Annotated in this window: 22 protein-coding genes; 5 read left to right on the forward strand and 17 right to left on the reverse strand. The window is 65.1% G+C overall.

Going from position 1 to position 20,686, the window contains the following annotated elements; all coding sequences use genetic code 11:
* Nucleotides 1-54 precede the first annotated feature (54 nt).
* Nucleotides 55-756: an SDR family oxidoreductase gene (locus YU9_RS0123465; protein WP_027574986.1), complete on the forward strand. Its 702-nt coding sequence runs from the start codon at nt 55-57 to the stop codon at nt 754-756.
* Between the two features lie 108 nt (nt 757-864).
* Nucleotides 865-1,695 (forward strand): enoyl-CoA hydratase, encoded by an 831-nt coding sequence (locus YU9_RS0123470; RefSeq protein ID WP_027574987.1) that lies wholly within the window; start codon nt 865-867, stop codon nt 1,693-1,695.
* A 252-nt stretch (nt 1,696-1,947) separates the two neighbouring features.
* Here YU9_RS0123470 and YU9_RS0123475 read toward each other — a convergent pair whose 3' ends face one another.
* Nucleotides 1,948-2,571, reverse strand: coding sequence for a GNAT family N-acetyltransferase (locus YU9_RS0123475; protein ID WP_027574988.1), 624 nt, complete (start codon nt 2,569-2,571; stop codon nt 1,948-1,950).
* Between the two features lie 68 nt (nt 2,572-2,639).
* On the reverse strand, nt 2,640-2,843 hold the full coding sequence (locus tag YU9_RS0123480) for a DUF1127 domain-containing protein (RefSeq protein WP_027574989.1): 204 nt from the start codon (nt 2,841-2,843) through the stop codon (nt 2,640-2,642).
* A gap of 110 nt (nt 2,844-2,953) precedes the next feature.
* Between YU9_RS0123480 and YU9_RS0123485 the strand changes: the two genes are divergently transcribed.
* The gene (locus tag YU9_RS0123485; protein ID WP_027574990.1) at nt 2,954-3,853 is read left to right on the forward strand and encodes a transcriptional regulator GcvA; all 900 of its coding nucleotides are present in this window, start codon (nt 2,954-2,956) and stop codon (nt 3,851-3,853) included.
* A gap of 54 nt (nt 3,854-3,907) precedes the next feature.
* Here the strand turns inward: YU9_RS0123485 and YU9_RS0123490 are convergent, their stop codons facing one another.
* From YU9_RS0123490 to YU9_RS0123500, 3 genes are read right to left on the reverse strand one after another with little or no spacing between them, the layout of a single operon-like run.
* Complete coding sequence (locus tag YU9_RS0123490) at nt 3,908-4,321, reverse strand: Rieske (2Fe-2S) protein (protein ID WP_027574991.1); 414 nt, start codon at nt 4,319-4,321, stop codon at nt 3,908-3,910.
* Nucleotides 4,321-5,430 (reverse strand): amidohydrolase family protein, encoded by a 1,110-nt coding sequence (locus tag YU9_RS0123495; RefSeq protein WP_027574992.1) that lies wholly within the window; start codon nt 5,428-5,430, stop codon nt 4,321-4,323. The genes YU9_RS0123490 and YU9_RS0123495 overlap by 1 nt, the downstream gene beginning before the upstream one ends.
* 25 nt (nt 5,431-5,455) lie before the next feature.
* Nucleotides 5,456-6,514 carry an amidohydrolase family protein gene (locus tag YU9_RS0123500; RefSeq protein WP_027574993.1) on the reverse strand — a complete coding sequence of 353 codons (1,059 nt, stop codon included), beginning with the start codon at nt 6,512-6,514 and terminating at the stop codon, nt 5,456-5,458.
* A gap of 144 nt (nt 6,515-6,658) precedes the next feature.
* Between YU9_RS0123500 and YU9_RS0123505 the strand changes: the two genes are divergently transcribed.
* Both YU9_RS0123505 and YU9_RS48045 read left to right on the forward strand, forming a co-directional pair.
* Nucleotides 6,659-7,141 (forward strand): CinA family protein, encoded by a 483-nt coding sequence (locus YU9_RS0123505; RefSeq protein WP_027574994.1) that lies wholly within the window; start codon nt 6,659-6,661, stop codon nt 7,139-7,141.
* Nucleotides 7,138-7,314: a hypothetical protein gene (locus YU9_RS48045; RefSeq protein ID WP_156952065.1), complete on the forward strand. Its 177-nt coding sequence runs from the start codon at nt 7,138-7,140 to the stop codon at nt 7,312-7,314. The genes YU9_RS0123505 and YU9_RS48045 overlap by 4 nt, the downstream gene beginning before the upstream one ends.
* 19 nt (nt 7,315-7,333) lie before the next feature.
* Here the strand turns inward: YU9_RS48045 and YU9_RS0123515 are convergent, their stop codons facing one another.
* The 12 genes from YU9_RS0123515 to YU9_RS0123570 form a co-directional block, all read right to left on the reverse strand.
* A complete protein-coding gene (locus tag YU9_RS0123515) occupies nt 7,334-7,609 on the reverse strand; it encodes a DUF1488 family protein (RefSeq protein ID WP_027574995.1) in 276 nt (91 codons plus the stop codon).
* Nucleotides 7,610-7,689: 80 nt separating this feature from the next.
* Complete coding sequence (locus YU9_RS0123520) at nt 7,690-9,159, reverse strand: AMP nucleosidase (RefSeq protein ID WP_027574996.1); 1,470 nt, start codon at nt 9,157-9,159, stop codon at nt 7,690-7,692.
* Between the two features lie 163 nt (nt 9,160-9,322).
* Nucleotides 9,323-10,657, reverse strand: a complete 1,335-nt coding sequence (locus YU9_RS0123525) for an HlyD family type I secretion periplasmic adaptor subunit (RefSeq protein ID WP_027574997.1) — start codon at nt 10,655-10,657, stop codon at nt 9,323-9,325.
* Between the two features lie 10 nt (nt 10,658-10,667).
* Nucleotides 10,668-12,416, reverse strand: a complete 1,749-nt coding sequence (locus YU9_RS0123530) for a type I secretion system permease/ATPase (protein WP_027574998.1) — start codon at nt 12,414-12,416, stop codon at nt 10,668-10,670.
* Between the two features lie 260 nt (nt 12,417-12,676).
* Nucleotides 12,677-12,946 carry a GlsB/YeaQ/YmgE family stress response membrane protein gene (locus tag YU9_RS0123535; protein ID WP_027574999.1) on the reverse strand — a complete coding sequence of 90 codons (270 nt, stop codon included), beginning with the start codon at nt 12,944-12,946 and terminating at the stop codon, nt 12,677-12,679.
* A 93-nt stretch (nt 12,947-13,039) separates the two neighbouring features.
* Nucleotides 13,040-14,014, reverse strand: coding sequence for an ABC transporter ATP-binding protein (locus YU9_RS0123540; protein ID WP_027575000.1), 975 nt, complete (start codon nt 14,012-14,014; stop codon nt 13,040-13,042).
* Nucleotides 14,011-15,426 carry an Asp-tRNA(Asn)/Glu-tRNA(Gln) amidotransferase GatCAB subunit A gene (locus YU9_RS0123545; RefSeq protein WP_027575001.1) on the reverse strand — a complete coding sequence of 472 codons (1,416 nt, stop codon included), beginning with the start codon at nt 15,424-15,426 and terminating at the stop codon, nt 14,011-14,013. The genes YU9_RS0123540 and YU9_RS0123545 overlap by 4 nt, the downstream gene beginning before the upstream one ends.
* Entirely contained in the window at nt 15,423-15,620 is a 198-nt protein-coding gene (locus tag YU9_RS0123550; protein WP_027575002.1) for a hypothetical protein, read from the reverse strand. Before YU9_RS0123550 ends, YU9_RS0123545 begins: the two co-directional genes overlap by 4 nt.
* Nucleotides 15,617-16,675, reverse strand: coding sequence for an ABC transporter ATP-binding protein (locus YU9_RS0123555; RefSeq protein ID WP_027575003.1), 1,059 nt, complete (start codon nt 16,673-16,675; stop codon nt 15,617-15,619). The genes YU9_RS0123550 and YU9_RS0123555 overlap by 4 nt, the downstream gene beginning before the upstream one ends.
* Nucleotides 16,676-16,858: 183 nt before the next feature.
* Entirely contained in the window at nt 16,859-17,761 is a 903-nt protein-coding gene (locus YU9_RS0123560; protein ID WP_027575004.1) for an ABC transporter permease, read from the reverse strand.
* Between the two features lie 4 nt (nt 17,762-17,765).
* Nucleotides 17,766-18,719, reverse strand: a complete 954-nt coding sequence (locus tag YU9_RS0123565; protein WP_018643381.1) for an ABC transporter permease — start codon at nt 18,717-18,719, stop codon at nt 17,766-17,768.
* A 198-nt stretch (nt 18,720-18,917) separates the two neighbouring features.
* The gene (locus YU9_RS0123570; protein ID WP_027575005.1) at nt 18,918-20,576 is read right to left on the reverse strand and encodes an ABC transporter substrate-binding protein; all 1,659 of its coding nucleotides are present in this window, start codon (nt 20,574-20,576) and stop codon (nt 18,918-18,920) included.
* Nucleotides 20,577-20,686: the final 110 nt, after the last annotated feature.

A 20,686-nucleotide genomic window follows, 5' to 3' on the forward strand; every position in this document is an offset into this window, starting at 1 on the left:
GTCCGCACGGCCCATGCATAGATCAACGGCTCCCTCTTTCCGAGAGATCACGCCATGGAACATCCGAAATACAAGATCGCCCTCATCGTCGGCGCCGGCGAAGGCCTGAGCGCATCGCTGGCGCGCGTGCTTGCGGCGCAGGGCATCCGCGTCGCGCTCGCCGCGCGAAGGATCGAGAAGCTCGGCGCGCTCTGCACCGAGACCGGGGCCAAGGCCTACGCCTGCAACGCCACCGAGCCTGACGAGGTGGAGCGGCTGTTCGGCCTGGTCGAGCGCGAGATCGGCACGCCCGACCTCGTCGTCTACAACGCCAGCGGCCGCACGCGCGGGCCATTCGTCGACCTCGTTCCGGCCGACGTCGCGCAGGCGATTGCGGTCAGCGCCTATGGCGGCTTCCTGGTGGCGCAGCAGGCAGCCAAACGCATGCTGCCTAACCAGCACGGCGCGATCCTGTTCACCGGCGCCTCGGCCAGCGTCAAGGGCTATGCGCAATCAGCGTCATTCGCGATGGGCAAGTTCGCGCTGCGCGGCCTTGCGCAGAGCCTGGCGCGCGAACTCTCGCCGCATGGCATCCATGTCGCGCATTTCGTCATCGACGGGGGTATCCGCAGTGCGGCGCGCACCGAGCCAGACGACAAGCCGGATTCGATGCTCGATCCTGATGCGATCGCGCAGAGCTATTGGAACGTATTGCAGCAGCCGCGCAGCGCCTGGAGCTGGGAGCTGGAGCTGCGGCCCTGGGTGGAGAAGTTTTGAAGAGGGTTTGTCATTCCGGGGCGGTCCGCAGGACCGAACCCGGAATCTCGAGATTCCGGGTTCGATGCTTCGCATCGCCCCGGAATGACAACAAAAGAGAGAGGCGACATGACCACGGAAACGACCATCGATACCGGCACCAACGAACTCCTCTGCGTCATCCGCGACCGCGTCGCTGTCATCACGCTGAACCGGCCGGAGGCGCGCAACTCGCTGTCGGATGCGCTGACGCCGGCGTTGCGCACGATGATCCGGACCTGCGGCGAGAATCCTGATGTCGGCGCGCTGCTGCTGACCGGCGCGGGCGAAGCGTTCTGCGCCGGCGGCAACGTCAAGGGCATGGGCGCGCATCGCGACAAGGCAAAGCTCGACATGTCCTTTGACGACAAGGTCGCCGATCTCCAGGAGCGGCAGCGGCTGCTCACCGGCGCGCTGGTGTCGGTGCGCAAGCCGACCATCGCCGCCCTGCCCGGCCCCGCGGTCGGAGCCGGGCTCGCCATCGCCATGGCCTGCGACATCCGCATCGCCGCGCAATCCGCCTTCGTCGCCACCGGCTATGCCCGCATCGCCCTCAGCGGCGATTACGGCATCGCCTGGCTGCTCACCCGCCTCGTCGGCACCGCGCGGGCGCGCGAATTGATGTTCACCGGCGATCGGGTCGATGCCGCACGCGCCGAGGCGATCGGCCTCGTCAATCGCGTCGTGCCCGACGACAAATTGCAGACTGAGGCGTTCGCGCTGGCAAAGTCGCTCGCCGAAGGCCCGCGCTTGGCGCTGCGCTACATGAAGGACAATCTCGACGAGGCCGTGCTGTTCGACTTCGAGACCGCCCGCGACCACGAAGCCGAGCGGTTGATCCGCCTCACCACGACCGCCGATCACAAGGAGGCGGTGCAGGCCTTCATCGAGAAGCGCAAGGCGGAGTTTTCGGGGAAGTAGGCGCATCGGGCGGCGCCGCGCGCCCGAACACCTCACCGTCACCCTGAGGCGCGAGCCGTGCGGTGCGCAGCACCGCTCAGCGAGCCTCGAAGGGCGACGGCCCGACTTTCGCCGCGGCGAACCAGATGGGCCGTTCATCCTTCGAGGCTCGTTCTGCTAAAGAACGCAGAACGAGTACCTCAGGATGACGGATCTCGCATGAGCCAAAAAAATGCCCGGCTCTGGCTTGGCCAGGCCGGGCATCGAGTGGTGTCAGGCCGAGGCTGAGGGGCTGTCGGCCTGACGGGAAAGGGCGGCGAGACGCCAGCTCGCGCAGGGGATGTCTTTGGGCGCGACGCTGATCTCCTTGTCGAAGCGCACCAGCTTCCAGTCGTCGGGATGATTGACGAAGGCGAAGCCGGATTTGCGCGCGACCGACGCCATGGCCTCGTTGGAGCGCAGCGTGTCGCCGAACATATGCTCGGCGCCGAGCGCAGCGGCGCGGCATTCCAGGTTCTTCATCAGCGCGGTGGCGATGCCATGGCCGTGCCAGCGGTCATCGACCGAGAGGCCGAACTCGAGCGTGGCGGTCTCGGCATGGAAGGCATAGCGTGCTTCGGCCACGATGGTCTCGAAGCCGTCGACCATCATGGTCGCCACGATGGTGAAACGATCGCGCTCGCCGACCTCGAGGAAATCGTGCAGCAGGCCCTTCGGCAATTCGCTGATCGCGCCGAAGAAGCGGTTGTAGCGGGAGCGGGTCGAGAGCGAGCGGAAATAGTGCTGCAGCTCGTCGGTGTCGCGTGGCTCGACGAAGCGGACATTGAGCGCCTCGCCGTGCCGGGTGCGCAGCGTATCTGAATATTGCCTGAGGTCTTCGAGGCGGAGGGTGCTCATGACACATGCCATGCGGAAAAGGGACCGCCGGCGCCCCTGTGATGAGGCGGCGCCGGCCTGGCGGCCTATCAGGCCCGCCAGAAGGGTTTGTCAGCCTCGTAGGCAATGTCGGACCAGGACAGCCCGACATCCTGGAGATCTCGCGCGGTCCAGTTGGTGAGCTCCCGGCGGGTGCGATAGCGCTCATGCCAGACGTGGAGAGTCTCACCGATCTGCTGGATCAGGCCGGGTGCATGATGATTTGTCATCGAATTGTCGGTCAACGTAGACATTTTCAGCTCCTGGAGCTAAGTTGACCGCTAATATCTGCTTCCTGCTGCGTTGCGACAAACGACAATTTGTACCTTTTCGCATGAATTAACGTCATGTATCCTGCTGCCAAATGACTGCCAGATTGCCGTCCCTGAACGGATTGCGGGCGTTCGAGGCCGCCGCGCGCCATCTCAGCTTCACGCTGGCCGCCAGCGAGCTGAACGTGACCCAGACCGCGATCAGCCATCAGATCCGCAGGCTGGAGGAGGAGCTCGGCATCCGCCTGTTCATCCGGCAGAACCGGGCGCTGGCGCTGACGCCGGAGGCGCGCGACTACCTCCCGGGCGTCCGTGCCGCCTTCAACGACCTCCGCCTCGCGACCGACCGCCTGCTGCGGAAGGAGGACGACAAGGTGCTGACGGTGTCGACGTTGGCCTCGCTCGCGGCAAAATGGCTGCTGCCGCGGCTGACCGATTTCCAGGAGCAGCATCCCGGCATCGACGTGCGCATCACCACCTCGACCAGCCTCGTCGATTTCCAACGCGACAATGTCGATGCCGCGATCCGCTATGGCCGCGGCCAGTGGCCGGGCGTGCGCGCCGACTGGCTGATGGCGGACGAGCTGTTTCCGGTGTGCAGCCCGTCACTGCTGCGCGGTGACAAGCCGCTGCGCCGGCCCGAGGATCTGCGCAACCATCCACTGCTGCACACATCCAACGCCAACAGCGACGATTGGCGGTTGTGGCTGACCGCGGCGGGCCTGCCGGCTGACATCGCCAGGCAGCCTGGCATCACCTTCGACATGATCTTCATGACCATCCAGGCCGCGATCGACGGCATCGGCGTGGCGATGGGGCGGACCTCCTACGTCCAGGACGACATCGCCAAGGGTCGGCTGGTGGTCCCCTTCAAGATCGCGCTGCCGGCCGATGCCGGGTTCTACTTGGTCGCGCCGGAGGGGGGCCGCGAGGCGTCGAAGCTTGCCGCGTTCCGGCAGTGGGTGCTCGCGGCAGCGCAGAATAGAGCCTGAAGGGCGCGATTTCCCCTAAGAGCGGCGAGGGAGCGCACCTGACGTGCGGCGAGACTACAGCTCCACCACCACGTAGTCGCTCTCGATCCTGACCGGGATCGTCTCGGCCACATACGGTCCCTTCACCATGCTCGCGCCCGGCTCGACATGGGCCGGATAGGCTTTCACGCGAAAGCGGCGGGGGTCGCAATAGGATTGACCGGTGCGGATGTCGAACTCCCAGCCGTGCCAAGGGCAGCGGATGATCTCGCCGAGTTTCGTATATTCGATCTCGCCGGGATCCGTCGATTGCGCGAGGCCGATCAGCGGGCCCTCGCACAATGCCGCACCCTGATGCGGGCAGCGGTTCATCAGGCCGAAATATTCGCCCTTGATGTTGAAGACCGCGATCGGCCGTCCGTCGATCTCCAGGAATTTTCGCGTGCCCGGCGGAAGCTCATCCACTGGCGCAATGACGTGACGCGCCATCAGTTTATTCCGTAGAGTTTCTTCGCATTGCCGAGGTAGAACGCCTCGCGATTGGCCTCGCTGACGCCCGCAGCCAAGACACGGGAAGGCTCGTCGTAGTCCCAATGCGGATAATCGGTGGCGAACAAGAGCCGATCCCAGCCAATCCACTTGATGATGTCGAACAGGTCCTCGCGCCGCTCCGGATCCTCCATCGGCTGCGTCGTCCACCACACCTGCTCGCGGATGTATTCCGACGGCGGCCGTTTGACATGCGGGACCTCGCTGCGTAGCCGCTGCCAGGCCTTGTCCAGCCGCCACGCCAGCGACGGCGCCCAGCCGAAGCCGGCCTCGATCATCACCATCTTCAGTTTCGGGAAGCACTCGAACACGCCTTCGAGCACGAGACTCGCCAGCGCCGATTGCTGACATTGCGAGTGGCCGACCATCTCCTCGATGTAGTAGGACGGCCAGCCCGAGGGCGTGATCGGGTTACCGCCGAAACCGAAGGCGTGAACGCCGACGGGAAGGCCCGCCTCTTCCGCGGCCTGGTAGATCGGCCAGTAGCGACGCTGGCCGAGCGGCTCGACATTGCGGCTGAGCAGCAGCACCTGCACGAAATTCTTGTCGCCGGCGCGCTCGCGGATCTCGGCGGCGGCCGACAGCCCATCCTCATTGCCGACGACGATGGACGCCTTCAGCCGCTTGTCCTTGCTGGTCCATTTGTCGATCTGCCAGTCGTTGATCGCCGAGCACAGCGCGGCCGAGAGTTCGTGATTGCGGATGCCCTGCCCGGTGTTGAGCGGATTGAGCACCCCTAACTGCACGTTGTTGGGATCGAGCAGCTGCTTCTGCATGAAGGAGAGCGAGGAGCCTTGCGGGCCGCCTTCCGGCGGATAGGCATCGCGGCGCGAGGCGTTGGGCTGGGCCTTCGGATAGGGCGGGCCTTCCATCATGCCCTGATAGGCGTGGACGCCGTAGACTTCGAGGTGATGCTGCCAGCGTTTGGCGAGGTAGGGATAAAGCTCGGTGCGAGTGGCGCGTGCCGGATGGATGTCGCAGTCCGCGATTGCGGTTTTGACGGTCAGTGGGGAAGCGGCTTCTTGGTTCTCGCGGAACTGGATATTCATCGCCTTGCCTCCTTTGGCAGCGGGCTCACGTCAGGCGGGGATACGTTGCATGGGGATTGTCGATCATGATCTTGCGCACGAGATCGGGGGACAGACCTTCGGGCAGCGCGTCCTGGCCGTCGAACTGCCAGTGCGGATAGTCCGTGGAGAATAGGACCAATTCGTCGGACTGCATATGCTCAAACAGGCGAATTAATGTCTCAGGTTCCGGCGGCGCATCAAATGGCTGTAACGAGAAGCGGATGTTGCTGCGCACAATCTCCAGCGGCGCGCGATCGACCCACGGTGTCTCCATCCGCACCCCACGCCAGAACTTGTGCAGGCGCCAGAGATAGGGCGCGATCCAGGAGACGCCGGACTCCAGCATCACCATTTTCAGCCGCGGATGTTTGGCGAACACGCCTTCGACGATCAGGCTGGTGAGCTGGGTCTGGAACGCCTGGGCCTGCCCGACATAATCCTCAATGTGATACGACCCCCAACCCACGGCGGTCGGCGGATTGTGATAGGCGGAACCGGCGTGGATGCCAACCGCGAGTTCCAGACGTTCGGCGGCCTCATAGATCGGCCATAGTGCGCGCTTGCCCAGCGGAGTATCGCCCATCACCAGCATGAGCACTTGCACGAAGCGCTTGTCCTGTGCGCAGCGCTCGATCTCGGCGACCGCTTTCTCGACGCTTTGCGTGGGGATCACGATGGAGCCGCGCAGTCGTGAATCGCGATCGAGCCATTCCTTCGCCAGCCAGTCGTTCAGCGCGCGGCAGAACGCGGCCTGCATATCCTCGGAGAACACCATCTGCACGCCGTACAGCGGATTGCAGATGGCATGCTTGAGCTGGAAGGGATCGAGCACGTGTCGCTGCATGTCCGACAGGCTCTCGCCGGGTTTGCCGGTCTCGGGCCGCCAGTCCGGCCGCGCCGTGATCGGCGAGTTCTGCGGATAGGATTGCGAGAGGAGGTCGACCATGCCGCGCGTCGTCACCTGATCGCGCCAATAGTCGTTCAGGTACGGCAGCAGGCTGGTCAGATGCGGCACGGCCGGATGCACGTCGCAATCGATGCCGCCGGCGATCAGGGACGCCATCACGTCTCCCTTCTCACGTTTCCTCGCATGTCTCTTTTTGCACCCCGCATTCAAGCAGGCCTGCCCGTTGCCCGCAACTCGGCGAAGCATCCTGTCATATGCTAGGAAGGCTGAGCTCGGTTGCGAAGGAATGGGGTACCAGGGATGAAAGAGCTCGTCGGCATCGCGGAACAGATCGCGGCACAATTGATCGCGCGCAAACAGACCGTTGCGGTTGCGGAATCATCAGCCGGCGGCCTGATCTCGGCCAGCCTGCTCGCGGTGCCCGGCGCCTCCTCCTATTACCTCGGCGGCGCCGTGGTCTACACCCGCGATGCCAGGCGCGTGCTGATGGATATTTCGGACGAAGGAATGAAGGGTTGTCGGTCGTCATCGCAGCCTTACGCAAAGCTCCTCGCCGAACAGATGCGGAGCCGCTTTGGCTGCGACTGGGGCCTGTCCGAGACCGGCGCCGCCGGCCCCAGCGGCAACCGCTACGGCGATGCCGCCGGCCATAGCTGCATGGCGATTGCGGGGCCTGCGTCAGAGATGATGACGCTGGAGACTGGTAGCAATGACCGGTTTGTCAACATGCAGGTGTTCGCGGCGACGGCACTGAAGCTGTTGCTGCGGAAGCTGGAGGGGTGAGCGGCTGTGCGGATGAAGTTAGCCGGGATAACCTCACCACCAACACTGCCGTCATCGCCCGGCTTGACCGGGCGATCCAGTACTCCGAGGCGGTTGTGATTGAATCGAAGGCCCGCGGCGTACTGGATGCCCCGGTCAAGCCGGGGCATGACACCGAGAGTGGGGAGCTGTGAGCTGACAATGGAGCAGCAGTTACCGCCCCAAGTGCCGCATGAAAATCCGCACCACGTAACCCTGTACCCGCGGCGCCTCGTCATAAATATCTGACGCGATCCGCTCGATGGTCTCGCGCAGCGACAGGAATTGCGCCTGACGCGCGCTGCTTTCGGTGCCCTGCATGCCCGCGAGCTCGTCCATCGCGGCATCGCTGATCTGGCACTGCACCACATCGCCGTCGTTCAGCATGGTGAAGCGAAAGGCCAGCCGTTCAAGGTCATGGCCGATGATCTTGTCGCGCATCAGCGGCATCAAGTCGTCCCGGTCGAGCCCCCGCACCGGACAATGCTGAAAATCGCTCCGATTGTCAGCAGCAAAGTGCAGCTTCGCTCCTACTGGAACGCCACTTCGGCAAAGCTGCGGAGCTTGCGCGAATGCAGCCGCTCGGATTCCTGCTGCTTGAGCCGCTCCAGCGCCTTCAGGCCGATCTCGAGATGCTGACCGACACGGCGGCGGTAGAATTCGCTGGCCATGCCGGCGAGCTTGATCTCACCGTGCAGCGGCTTGTCGGAGACGCACAGCAGCGTGCCGTAGGGGACGCGGAAGCGGTAGCCGTTTGCGGCGATCGCGGCCGATTCCATGTCGAGCGCGACCGCGCGCGACTGCGACAGGCGGCGGATCACCTCACGCCCGGAAATCTCCCAGTTGCGGTTGTCGACGCTCGCCACCGTGCCGGTACGCATCAGGCGCTTGAGCTCGAAACCTTCGAGCCCCGTGACGTCCTCGACCGCCTCCTCGAGCGCGACCTGCATCTCTGCCAGCGCCGGGATCGGCACCCACAGCGGCAGCTCCCGGTCGAGCACATGGTCCTCGCGCACATAGCCGTGCGCGAGCACGTAGTCGCCAAGCCGCTGCGTGTTGCGCAGGCCCGCGCAATGGCCGAGCATCAGCCAGGCATGTGGCCGCAGCACCGCGACGTGGTCGGTGACGTTGCGCGCATTGGACGGACCGGTGCCGATATTGATCAGCGTGATGCCGCGATAGCCGGGCGCGACCAGGTGGAAGGCCGGCATCTGCGGTGCGCGCAGGGGCGCCGTCCCGCTGATGGCGCCGCCGCTGCTCGTGATCACATTGCCGGGCGCGACGAAAGCATCGAGACCGGCCTCGCCGGACTGAAGCCGCTGCTGGCAGAGCTGCGCGAAAGCGTCGACATAGAACTGGTAATTGGTGAAGATTACGAAGTTCTGGAAATATTCAGGATCAGTGCCGGTGTAGTGATAGAGCCGGCGCAGCGAGTAATCGACGCGGGCGGCGCGGAACAGGGACAGTGGCTCGGGCCCGCCCAGCTGGAGCTCGAAGGTGCCGTCGGCGATCGAATCGTCCATCGTCGCGAGATCGGGCACGTCGAACGCATCGCGCAGCGACCGCGTGACGGCGGAGTTCTCGCTGGTGGTGATGGCGGCCTCGATGTTGATGTCGCGGCGATAGGCGAAGTGGATCGGGATCGGCTCGGCGGACTCGCCGATCTCGACCGGCACGCCGTGATTCTGGATCAGCAATCCGATCTGCTCGGTGAGGTAGGCGCGGAATAGATCCGGCCGCGTGACGCTGGTCTCGTGCACGCCGGGGCCATGGACGAAACCGTAGGACAGGCGCGAATCCAACCTCGCATGCGTCGCGGTGGTGAGGCGGACGAAGGGATAATGGGCCCGGACCCGCGTCGTGATCGCTTCGCCATTGACGTACGCCTCGAAACGATCGCGCAGAAACTTCGTGTTGCGCTCGTAGATCTCTTCGAGGCGGGCAACGGCCGCGGAGGCATCGGAGAAGGATTCGGTGGCGATGGAGGGTGGGGACTGCATTGTTCGACCGCCGGGTTTGCTGTTTGCAATCGCAGTATAGCAAACTGACAGCCAAGTCGTCATTGCGAGCGCAGCGAAGCAATCCAGAAATCTCTCCGTGGAGGCAGACTGGATTGCTTCGCTCCGCTCGCAATGACGAGCGGAGATGACGTGCTTACGCGCGTCACTTCTCCCGGAAGGCGCGCATCAGCTGGTCGTGCAGCGGCTTCATCAGATAGGACAGCATGGTGCGGTCGCCGGTCTGAACGAAGGCTTCCACGGGCATGCCGGGAATCAGCTTGACGTCGCCGAGCCGGGCGACCTCCTCGGGCGGCATCGAGACGCGGATGGTGTAGTAACCCTGGCCGGTGCGCTGGTCGGTGGTGACGTCGGGCGAGACGCGGCTGACGACGCCGTTGAGCTCGGGCGTGGTGCGCTGGTTGAACGCGGAGAGGCGCAGCAACGTCTTTTGGCCGATCTGGAGCTTGTCGATGTCGACCGGATTGACCTTGGCCTCGACCTGGAGATCGTCGGCCTGCGGCACGATCAGCATCAAGGTATCGCCGGCAGTGACGACGCCGCCGACCGTGTGCACCGTCGATTGCAGCACCATGCCATCCTGCGGCGCGCGGATGTCGACGCGGCGGAGCTGATCTTCGGCAGCGACCTTGCGCTCGATCAGCTCACCGATCTTGTCGTTGGTCTCGCGCAGGTCCTTGGAGACCTCGCTGACCACGTCCTTGTCGATCTGGATGATCTGGAGCTCGGTCTCGGTGATCTTGCCCTTGGCCTGGGCGCGCGAGGCGATGTACTGCGCGCGCTCGCCGTTGAGGCGGGCCGAGTCGCGTTCGAGCTGGGTCAGGCGCGAGATCTGCACCAGACGCTTGTCGTAGAGCTCGCGCACGCCGGTGAGCTCGTTCTGCACCAGCGCGATCTCCTGATCCTTGGCCTTCTCCTGGGCGCTGAGACCGGCGATTTCCTCGTTGAGCTGCGTGATGCGCTCACGCAGCTGGGCCTTCTGTCCGGTGCGGCCGTTGACGCGGACGTCGAACAGCTTGGTTTCGGCCGATAGCAGCACCTTGACGTCGGGATCGTGGGCGCGATCGAGAAGGCTTTGCGGGAATTCGATCTTGTCGACACCGCGCTGCTCGGCCTGCAGTCGCGCCGCGCGCGCCTGCGCGGCGTCCAGATTCTTGGTGACGATCGCAAGGTTGGCTTTGGTGACGGTGTCGTCGAGCCGCACCACGATGTCGCCGGCCTTGACCAGGTCGCCGTCGCGGGCGCGCACCTCGCCGACCACGCCGCCGGTCGGGTGCTGCACCTTCTTGACGTTGGATTCGACCACGATCTGCCCCGGCGCGATCAGCGCGCCCGAGATCAAGACGGTCGACGCCCAGCCGCCGAGGCCGACGACCAGGACCAGCACAATCGCGAGGCCGAGGATCAGGTGAAACTTGATGGAATCACGCACGGTCTTCTTGGCGGCGGGCTTCGCACCGCCGATCGCCATCGTGCTCATGACTTTGCGCTCATGACTTGGCCACTCCGCCTTCGCTGACGATCTTGATCGGTGCCGGCGGCGTCACGCGCGGCTGCAGCACCTGGGCGAGCACCTGCTCCTTCGGGCCGAACGTCTGCATGCGGCCGTCGCGCAGCACCAGGATCTGGTCGACCGCCTCGACGCCGATCGGGCGGTGCGCCACCACGACGACGATGGCGCCGCGCTCGCGCGCCGACCGGATGGCGCGGGTCAGCGCCTCATCGCCTTCGGTATCAAGATTGGAGTTGGGCTCGTCGAGCACGATCAGGAAGGGGTTGCCGTAGAGCGCGCGCGCCAGCGCCACGCGCTGCGCCTGGCCTGCCGACAGCGCGGCGCCCTGCTCGCCGACTTGCGTGTTGTAGCCCTCGCGCATCTTGATGATCATCTCGTGCACGCCGGCTTCTTTCGCAGCCGCGATGATGCCTTCAGAGGTCGCCGCAGGATCGAACCGGCTGATGTTCTGCGCGATGGTGCCGCCGAACAACTCGACATCCTGCGGCAGATAGCCGATGTGGCGGCCGAGCATGTCGGACGACCATTGATCGAGCGCCGCCCCGTCGAGCCGCACCTTGCCGCGCACCGGCTGCCAGACCCCGACCAGCGCGCGGATCAGCGACGACTTGCCGGAGCCGCTCGGGCCGATCACGCCGAGGCCGTTGCCGGCGGCGAGCGCGAAGGTGATATCCTGCACCACGAGACGCTGGTCCCCCGGCGGCACCATGGCGACACCTTCGACCGACAGGCGGCTGGTCGGCGCCTGCAACTGGGTCGGCATCGCCTGCGCCGGCATCTGCTCCAAGAGGCGCGTGAGGCGGTGCCAGCTCTGACGCGCAGCGACGAAGGATTTCCAGTGCGCAATGGCGAGATCGACCGGCGCGAGCGCGCGGGCGGAGAGGATTGAACCTGCGATGATGATGCCGGCGGTCGCCTCCTGGTGGATGACGAGATAGGCACCGACCGCGAGCACGGCCGATTGCAGCATCATGCGCAGCACTTTTGCGACCGCGCCGAGACCGCCGGCGACGTCGCTCGCCCGCTGATTGCCGGAGAGGTATTTTTCGTTGGCCTCGCTCCAGCGCTGATTCATCCGGCCGGCCATGCCCATCGCCACCATCACTTCGGCGTTGCGGCGGCTGGCCTGGGCGAGATCGTTGCGCTGGGCGGCGAGGCCCATCGCCTCCTTCGCCGGCTGGCGGGACATGAACTCGGTGACCAGCGTCAGCCCGACCAGGATGATGGCGCCGACCAGCGCGGTGACGCCGATCAGGACATGGAAGGCGAAACAGATGGCGAGATAGAGCGGCAGCCAGGGCAGATCGAAGAACGCGCTCGGCCCCAGGCCGCCGAGGAAGGAGCGGACATTGTCGAGATCGCGCAGCGGCTGCAGGCCCTCGTTGCGGCTGCCGACCAGGAGCGGCAGGCGCACGATGGTGTCGAATACGCGCTTGTTGAGGGCCTCGTCGAGCGAGGTACCGATCCGCCCCAGGATGCGGTTGCGGATCATGTCCAGCACGCCCTGCGCCATGTAGAGGAAACTGGCGAGGATGATGAGGCCGACCAGCGTCGGGATGCTGCGGCTCGGCAGCACCCGGTCGTAGACCTCCAGCATGAAGATCGACCCGGTCAGATAGAGCAGGTTGATCATGCAGCTCATCAGGCCGACGCCGATGAATGCCGTGCGACAAGCGCGCAAGGCATCACCGAGCTCCGAACGGCGGACGCCAGGGATGGCTGCCATCAGTCTGATCTCTTTCAGGTGGGGGCCACAGCCCCTGATTTCACGCGCATTCAGAGTACTCGCCCCGGATTAACATCATGTTCGCTCTGCGTCCAACGCAGCCGAGTTCATCCAGAACCCTGATGGGCCACATCTACCCCCGACGGCCCCGCACGCAAGTCCGGTATTTCACAGTCTTTGCGGCTTTTTGGTGCAGAGGCTGCCGTCCTCCCCAGCTCAGGACAGGCGCCAAGTTCCGACCAATCGAACCGAGCGGCTGGCTAGAGCCGGCCGCCGCCGCGCACCAGCCGCACCACCAGCAGCAGGATGACCGCGCCGATCGCGGAATAGACGATCTCGGAGACCAGGCCGGTGCCGAGACGGATGCCGAGTTTGGGAAACAGAAGACTCGCGACCAGTGCACCGGCAATGCCGATCACGATGTCGCCGATGATGCCGAACCCAGCGCCCCGCACGATCTTTCCGGCAAGCCAGCCGGCGACCAGGCCGACGAACAGGATGACGAGCAGGCCTTCGTTAGAAATGTACATAAGTTAAGGTCCCTCTCCTTGAACGGAGCCATGGAACGGGAACCGGGATGAATGGGGTGTGAATGCTGCTCGCGGCCCCGGCCGGTTGGCGCGCTACGTCGCGGCAACCGGTCCCGCCAGCACACACCTTGCCGCTCGTCCCGCCTCCACCTCGACATTCGCAGGCAATTGCTCCAGGCAGCGCGGCTGGGCCATAGCGCAGCGGGGTGCGAAGGAGCAATTGTGCGGCTTCTCGGCGAGCGAGGGCGGCGTGCCGGGGATGGTCTCCAGCCGCTGGCCCCGCTTGGCGCCATGGATGGTGGAGGCGAGCAGGCCCTTGGCGTAGGGATGCACGGGCGAGCGGACGATGTCGCGAAGCGAGCCCTGCTCCACGATCTGGCCTGCATACATTACCGCGACGCGGTCGCAGATCTCGATGGCGACGCCGATGTCGTGGGTGACGAAAATGACGGACATGCCGAACTCGCGCTGCAGCTCGCGCAGCAGCAAGAGGATCTGGATCTGCACGGTGGCATCGAGCGCGGTGGTCGGCTCGTCGGCCAGCAGGATTTTTGGCCGACAGGCGAGCGCCAGCGCGATCATCGCGCGCTGGCGCATGCCGCCGGACATCTCGTGCGGATAGGCATCGAGCCGGCGCTTGGCCGAGGGAATGCGCACGACCTCGAGCATTTCGAGCGCCCGCGCGCGCCCTTCCGCAAAGCTCTTGCCCTCGTGACGCACCACGCTTTCGGCGATCTGCGCCCCGATGGTGTAGACCGGATCGAGCGCCAGCGCGGGCTCCTGGAAGATCATCGAGACGGTCTGGCCGCGAAACGACGACAGCTCTTCGTCGTTCATGGCGAGCACGTCACGGCCCAGCACGTTGACCGTGCCGGAGATCTGCGTGCGCTTCTTCGGCAACAGCCGCATCAGCGCACGCAGGGTCACACTCTTGCCCGAACCGGATTCGCCGAGCAGGCCGAGCACCTCGCTGTTGCCGAGCGACAGGCTGAGGTCGTTCACGGCATAGACCGTGCGCTCGCCGGTGAAGCGGATGTTGAGGCCTGAGATCGCGACGAGCTTGGTCATGACGGCAGCTTGGGGATCCGGTCGTGATAGTCGGTGGCGCGCTGGAAGGCGGCGCCGATGGTGAGCAAGGTCGCTTCGTCGAAGGAGCGGCCGATCAACTGCATGCCGACCGGCAGGCCGCTTCTGGTGAAGCCGGAGGGCACGGTGAGCGACGGCAGGCCGAGGAAATTCACCGGGCGGGTGAACAGCGTCAATCGCTGCAACAGCGCCGGCGCGTTCGGACCGCCGCCGACGTCGCTCTCCTCGATCGTCGGCGCCGGCACCGGAGACGCCGGTGCGATCACCGCATCGACGCCAGCGGTTGCGGCGTTATGCGCGGCGAGGGCGGACCCACGCCAGCGCATCGCCTCAAGATAGGTGATAGCGGGAACGGCAAGCCCGTTCTGAAGCCGCATCAAAACCTGCGGGCCATAATCCTGCGGACGCTCGATCATCCAGCGCTTGTGGAAGGCGGCGGCTTCCGCGGCGAGCACGAGCTGGCTTGCCGAAGACAATTGCCGCTGATCGGGAAGGTCGACCTTGATGATGTCGGCGCCCTCACGCTTGAGCACGGCGATGGTCTCGTCCAGCACGCGCGCGACCTCGCTGTCGAGATCGTCGACATAGAACGACGCGGGCACGCCGATCTTGAGGCCCTTCAGCGAGCCCTTCGTCGCTGCGACGTAATCCGACAACGGCTCGTGACTACAGGTCGAATCGGCAGGATCGGGGCCGGCCATCAGCGCCAGCAACAGCGCGCAGTCCTCGGCGGTGCGGGCGAGCGGGCCGACCGTGTCGAGCGATTGCGACAGCGGCATCGCACCGGCGCGGCTGACGCGGCCCACAGTGGTCTTGAGGCCGGTGACGCCGCAGAAATGCGCGGGCATGCGGATCGAGCCGCCGGTGTCGGAGCCGAGCGCCGCATAGGTCAGGCGTGCGGCAACCGCGGAGCCGGAGCCGGACGAGGAGCCGCCGGTGATGTGGGCGACGTTCCAGGGATTGCGCACCGGACCGTAATGGGCGTTGTGGCCGGTCGGGCCATAGGCGAACTCGGCCAGATGCAGCGTGCCGAGCCGAACCTGGCCGGCGTCCTTCAACCGTTGCAAGGCGGTGGAGGTCACGGTCGGCACGAAATCGCGGCGGATCAGGGAGCCGCAGGTCGCAACGTGGCCAGCGTCGTAATACATGTCCTTGTGCGCGAGCGGCACGCCGTGCAGCGGGCCTCGGACATTGCCTTTGGCGAGCTCGGAATCGGCGGCATCCGCCGCTTTCAATGCAGCTTCGGCCTCGATCGACATGAACGCGTTGAGGTGCGGCTGCCATTGCCCAATGCGGTGCAGCAGCGCGCGCGTCACCTCATGCGAGGACAGCTGCTTCATCGCGATCGCACGCGCGACCTCGGTGAGCGTCATCAATGCAGGCTCGGCGTTCATTTCGACACCTTCTGCATCTGCGCGAGCACGTAGCCGGCCGGCTCGAGATCGAATGGCAGCGTGCCGGCGATGGCGGCGAAGCCTTCGAAGGCAGGTCCGATGGCATTGGAGATGCGGGTTGCGATCTCGTCGTCCACGGGAATACCCGAGACTTGCGCGATGGGCTTGATCTCTTTCGGTGTCGGTCTTGTCATGCTGTTTCCCCTGCGGGTGCGCGGCTATGGCCTGAACCCGGGATCGCCATGTAGCACGCGGCCTCGTGACCCATTCTATCGAGCGCGGTGAGCTTTGGTGTCGCATTTGCGCAGAGCGGCTCCGCAAACGGACAACGGGTGTGGAAGCGGCAGCCCGAGGGCGGATCGATCGGATTGGGCGGGTCGCCTGATATTGGCGGCGTCTCGGTGCGCTTGTCGGGGTCCGATGACGGCATCGCCGCGAGAAGGGCGCGCGTGTAGGGGTGGGCCGGCGCGTCCCAGACCTGGTCGACCGGGCCGAGCTCGACGACCTCGCCGAGATACATCACCAGCACGCGGTCCGAGATGTAACGGACGACGTTAAGGTCGTGGCTGATGAAGAGATAGGTCAGACCGAACTCGCGCTTGAGATCGGCCAGCAGGTTGAGCACCTGCGCCTCGACGGATTTGTCGAGCGCGGAGACGGCCTCATCCAGGATCACCAGCCGCGGCGAGAGAGCGAGCGCGCGGGCGATGTTGACGCGCTGGCGCTGGCCGCCGGAGATTTCGTGCGGATAACGGTTGGCGAAGGTTTCCGGACGCAAGCCGACCTTGCCGAGCAGCTCGCGAGCGAGCGCCCGCGCCGCGCCATCGGCCATGCCGTGAACCTTGGGCCCGAACGCGATGGATTCCTCGATGGTCAGGCGCGGATTGAGCGAAGCGTAGGAATCCTGAAACACCATCTGCATGCCGCGGCGCAGCTCGCGCAGCGAGAGCGACTGCCCGACCGTCATGCCGTCATAGATGATGTCGCCGTCATCGCACGGCATCAGATGCATCAAAAGGCGCGCGGTGGTGGACTTGCCGCAGCCGGACTCGCCGACGATGCCGACGGTCTCGCCCTTGGCGACGGAGAACGAGACGTTGTCGACGGCGCGCACGGTGCGCTTGGCGGCGAACAGCCCACCGCGCACCGGGAAATGCTTGGTCAGGCCGTTGACCTGCAGCAGCGGCTGCGCGACTCCGCCGCGGTCCTCGACCGGTTCGAGCATTTCAACTGAGGCATTCTCGCTCATGGCCGGTATCCTTTACCTCTCCCCATCGGGAAGAGGTCGGCGCGTAGCGCCGGGTGAGGGGGCGCGGCAAACTCGATGCAGCGTAACCCCTCACCCGGATTGCATCTTGCGATGCAATCCGACCTCTCCCTTCGGGAGAGGTGTGGCTCCGACATCGCCGCAATCAGAATCTCTCTCATTGCGTTAATTCCTGATGTCCATGGCGCTGCGCAGGCCGTCCGAGAGGAGATTGAAGCAGATCGAGACCGCGAAGATCATCGCACCCGGCAAGGCTGCGACCCAGGGATTGACATAGATCGCGGTGCGCAAGGTGTTCAGCATCAAGCCCCATTCCGGCTCGGGTGGCTTGGTGCCGAGGCCGAGGAAGGACAGGCCGGCCGCCAGGATCATCGAGACCGAGATCAGGCTCGTCGCATAGACGAAAATTGCACCGAGCACGTTGCCGAGGATGTGCACGCGCATGATGGTGAAGGCGCCCGCGCCGGAGGCGCGTGCGGCCTCGACGAAGTCCATGTTGCGCACGCCTGTGGTGACGCTCTCGGCGACGCGGGTGATCTGCGGCACGAACACGATGGTGAGCGCCACGATGGAGTTGAGGATGCCGGCGCCCAGCGCGCCGGAGATCGCGATCGCCAGCAGAACGGACGGGAAAGCGTAGAACACGTCCACGGTGCGCATGATCGCGGTGTTGAGCTTGCCGCCGACATAGCCGGCGACGATGCCGAGCGAGGTGCCGATGCAGAAGGCCAGGATTACGGGCAGGATGCCGATCACCAGCGACAGCCGCCCGCCATAGATCAGTCGCGCCAGCATGTCGCGGCCGAGCTCGTCGGTGCCGAGCGGATAGCCTGTCGTGCCGATGTGACGGAGGCGGCGGATCATCGAGCCCTTGTAGGGGTCTTCGAGACCCAGCCACGGCGCGAGAATCGCGGAGAGAAAGATCAGCAGCAGCACCAGCGCGCAGGCCATGCTGACCTTGTCGCGCATGATGCGGCGTCCGACGGTCGCCCAATAGCCGCGTGCCTTGGTGGCGGGTGCGGCCTGCAGCGCGGCGTCGGCGGCGGCTGACAACGGAAGCTCGCTCATCCCGCTAGCCCCGCTTGATGCGCGGATCGATCGCGGCTTGGGCGATGTCGACCAGGAGATTGAGGAAGACGAAGAACAGCGCCAGGATCAGAATCGTGCCTTGCAGCAGCGGCAGGTCGCGCTGGAAGATCGCCGAATTGAGCAGGAAGCCCGAGCCCGGCCAGGAGAACACGGTCTCGATCAGGATCGAGCCACCGAGCATGTAGCCGAGTTGAAGCCCCATCACGGCGAGCGCGGTGGGCGCGGCGTTCTTGATGACGTGGCGGAACACGCCGGTTTCACGCAGGCCCTTTGCCCGCAAGGCCTCGACGAAATCCTGGCTAAGGATGTCACCGGTGAGAGCACGCACCGTGCGCGTGACGATACCCATGGGAATCACCGAGGTCGTGATCGCCGGCAACACGAGATATTTCAGGTGCGCCCAGTCCCACGCCCAGGAGTTGGAGCCGCTGGGACCGGCGCCAACCGCGGGCAGCCAGTTCAGCTGGACCGAGAAGATGATGACGAGCAGCATGCCGAGCCAGTAATGCGGCACCGACACGCCAGCGATGGCAAAGGAGGTCGCGACCTTGTCGATCCAGGTCTCGCGGAAATAGCCGGCGATCAGGCCGAGCAGGATACCCATGGTGAAGCCGATGATGGCGGCGGCGATCGCGAGCGTGACCGTGTTGCCGACCGCGCGCATGACTTCGGCGAGCACCGGGCGCCCGGTGGCAATGGAATTGCCGAGATCGCCATGCAGCGCGCGCAAGAGCCAGAGGCCGAACTGCACCGGCAGCGGCCGGTCGAAGCCATAGGCGGCGCGAAGTTGCGCGGCGAGCTCCTGCGAGGCGTCGGCCGGCAGCACGGCGACGAGCGGATCGCCCGGCGTGATGTGCACGAGCAGAAAGCACACCAGCGCCACGCTGATGACGATGGGGACGACATAGACAATGCGTCTGGCAGTATAGGCGAGCACGTTTGGTTCTTTTCTTTCCTTCTCCCCTTGTGGGAGAAGGTGGCGCGAAGCGCCGGATGAGGGGTATCTGTCCGCGAGATTATTGCATCGATGGGGGTCAGCTCCCGCGGAGAGAGACCCCTCACTCGGCTTCGCTGTCGCGAAGCGCCCCTCTCCCACGGGAGGAGAGGGTGCACCGAGTACGCTGCTAATGCCTCACTAATTCATCGACACCGGCGAGAAGTCGATGAACCAGCTCTTCGGCTGCACGACGCCTGTCACTTTCGGGCTCATCGCGCGCGGGCCGACGTCGTGGGCGACATAGAGGAAGGCGGCGTCGTCGACGGAGGCTGCGTGCAATTCGGCGAGCGCGGCGTCACGTGCGGCGGGATCGAAGGTCTGGCGCGCCTTCTTCACCAGCTCGTCGAACTTGGGGTTGTTGATGAAGCCCCAATTGTTCGAGACCGGCGGCGCCATGCCCGATTGCAGGAAGCGCACCAGTGCGAAGAACGGGTCCATCGCCGCATAGGTCACGTTGGTCGCGTGCGAGCCGTTGGCGCTGGGATCCTTGGCGCCGCGGCGCCAGTTGGTGAACAGCGTATTCCATTCGATGACGTCGAGCTGTACGTCGAAATAGCATTCGGCCAGCGCCTGCTGGAGATACTCGTTCATCGGCAAGGGCTGCATCTGGCCCGAACCTGACGCGGAGGTCTGCGTCTTCACCGTCAGCTTCTTGTTGGGACCGTAGCCGGCCTCCTGCATCAGCTTTTGCGCTGTCGCCTTGTCGTACTTGATCTCAAAAGCCGGCTTGCCGCGCCAGGGATGGCCGGGCTCGAACGTGCCGGTCGCCGGCACCATCAGGCCGGCGAGCAGGCCGTCCTTGAGGCCTTCGCGATCGACGCAGAGGTTCGCCGCCTTGCGCACGCGGATGTCATTCCACGGCGAGCCCTCGACGCGCGAGAACTGCCACGGCCAGACATGGGGTTGCTCGTTGGCGTAGAGCTTGAAGCCGCGCTGTTTCAGCTCGGGCAGCGCGTCCGGCGCCGGCGCCTCGACCCAATCAACCTGACCGGAGAGCAGTGCCGCGGTGCGCGCGTTCGCTTCCGGCATCGGCAGCAGCACCATCTTGTCGATCTTGGGCACGCGTGCCTTGTCCCAATAGGCCGCATTCTTGACCAGCTCGAGCCGTTCGCGCGGCGTGAAGCTCGCCATCTTCCACGGGCCGGTGCCCGAGGCGTCCTTGGCGAAGGCGGTCCAGGCGGCTTGCGACTTCGCCTTGGCGTCAGTGCCTTCGGCCTTGTCGTAGAAGGCCTGCCACTTCGCCGGGCTCGCCATGAACAAATTGGTGAGGTTGATCGGCAGGAAGCTGTCGGGCTCCTTGGTGGTGAGCTCGACCGTCATGTCGTCGATCTTCTTCGCAGAAGCCAGCGTCGGCATGCGCGAGGCCGTGACGCCGACCTGGCTGGCGTCGAATTGCGGCGCGTCCTGCTTCAAGACCTTCTCGACATTCCACACCACCGCGTCCGCATTGAACGGCGAGCCATCGTGGAAGGTGACGCCGGGGCGCAGCTTGAAGACCCATTTGGTCTTGTCGGCATCGTCGACCTTCCACTCAGTGGCAAGGCCGGGAATCACCACGCTCGCCTTGTCGGCAGAGGACAGGTCCCAGCCGGTCAGCGCGTCATACATGGTGAGGCCGGTGAAGCGGTTGCCTTCAAAACCCTGATCGGGCTGGCCGAGGGTGCGCGGAATATCGGCAGCAGTCATGCCGATGCGCAGCACAGTTTCCGCAGCTACCACGCGCGGCCAGGCAGCTGCGCTGCCGAGCGCCAGCAGCGCGATCAGCGCCGCGCGAGTCTTGTTCTTCTTGATAAGCATCGCCTCAGTCCTTTTCCGGCTTTCGATGATTAATTTTGATGCAATCGTATGCAATGGCTATGCCAAGGAGAAACAAATTCTGCAAATTGCCCCTGCGGCGACAAGTCCTT

Origin of the sequence: Bradyrhizobium sp. WSM1743, assembly GCF_000473065.1 — a bacterium.
In the GTDB taxonomy this organism is placed as follows: domain Bacteria; phylum Pseudomonadota; class Alphaproteobacteria; order Rhizobiales; family Xanthobacteraceae; genus Bradyrhizobium.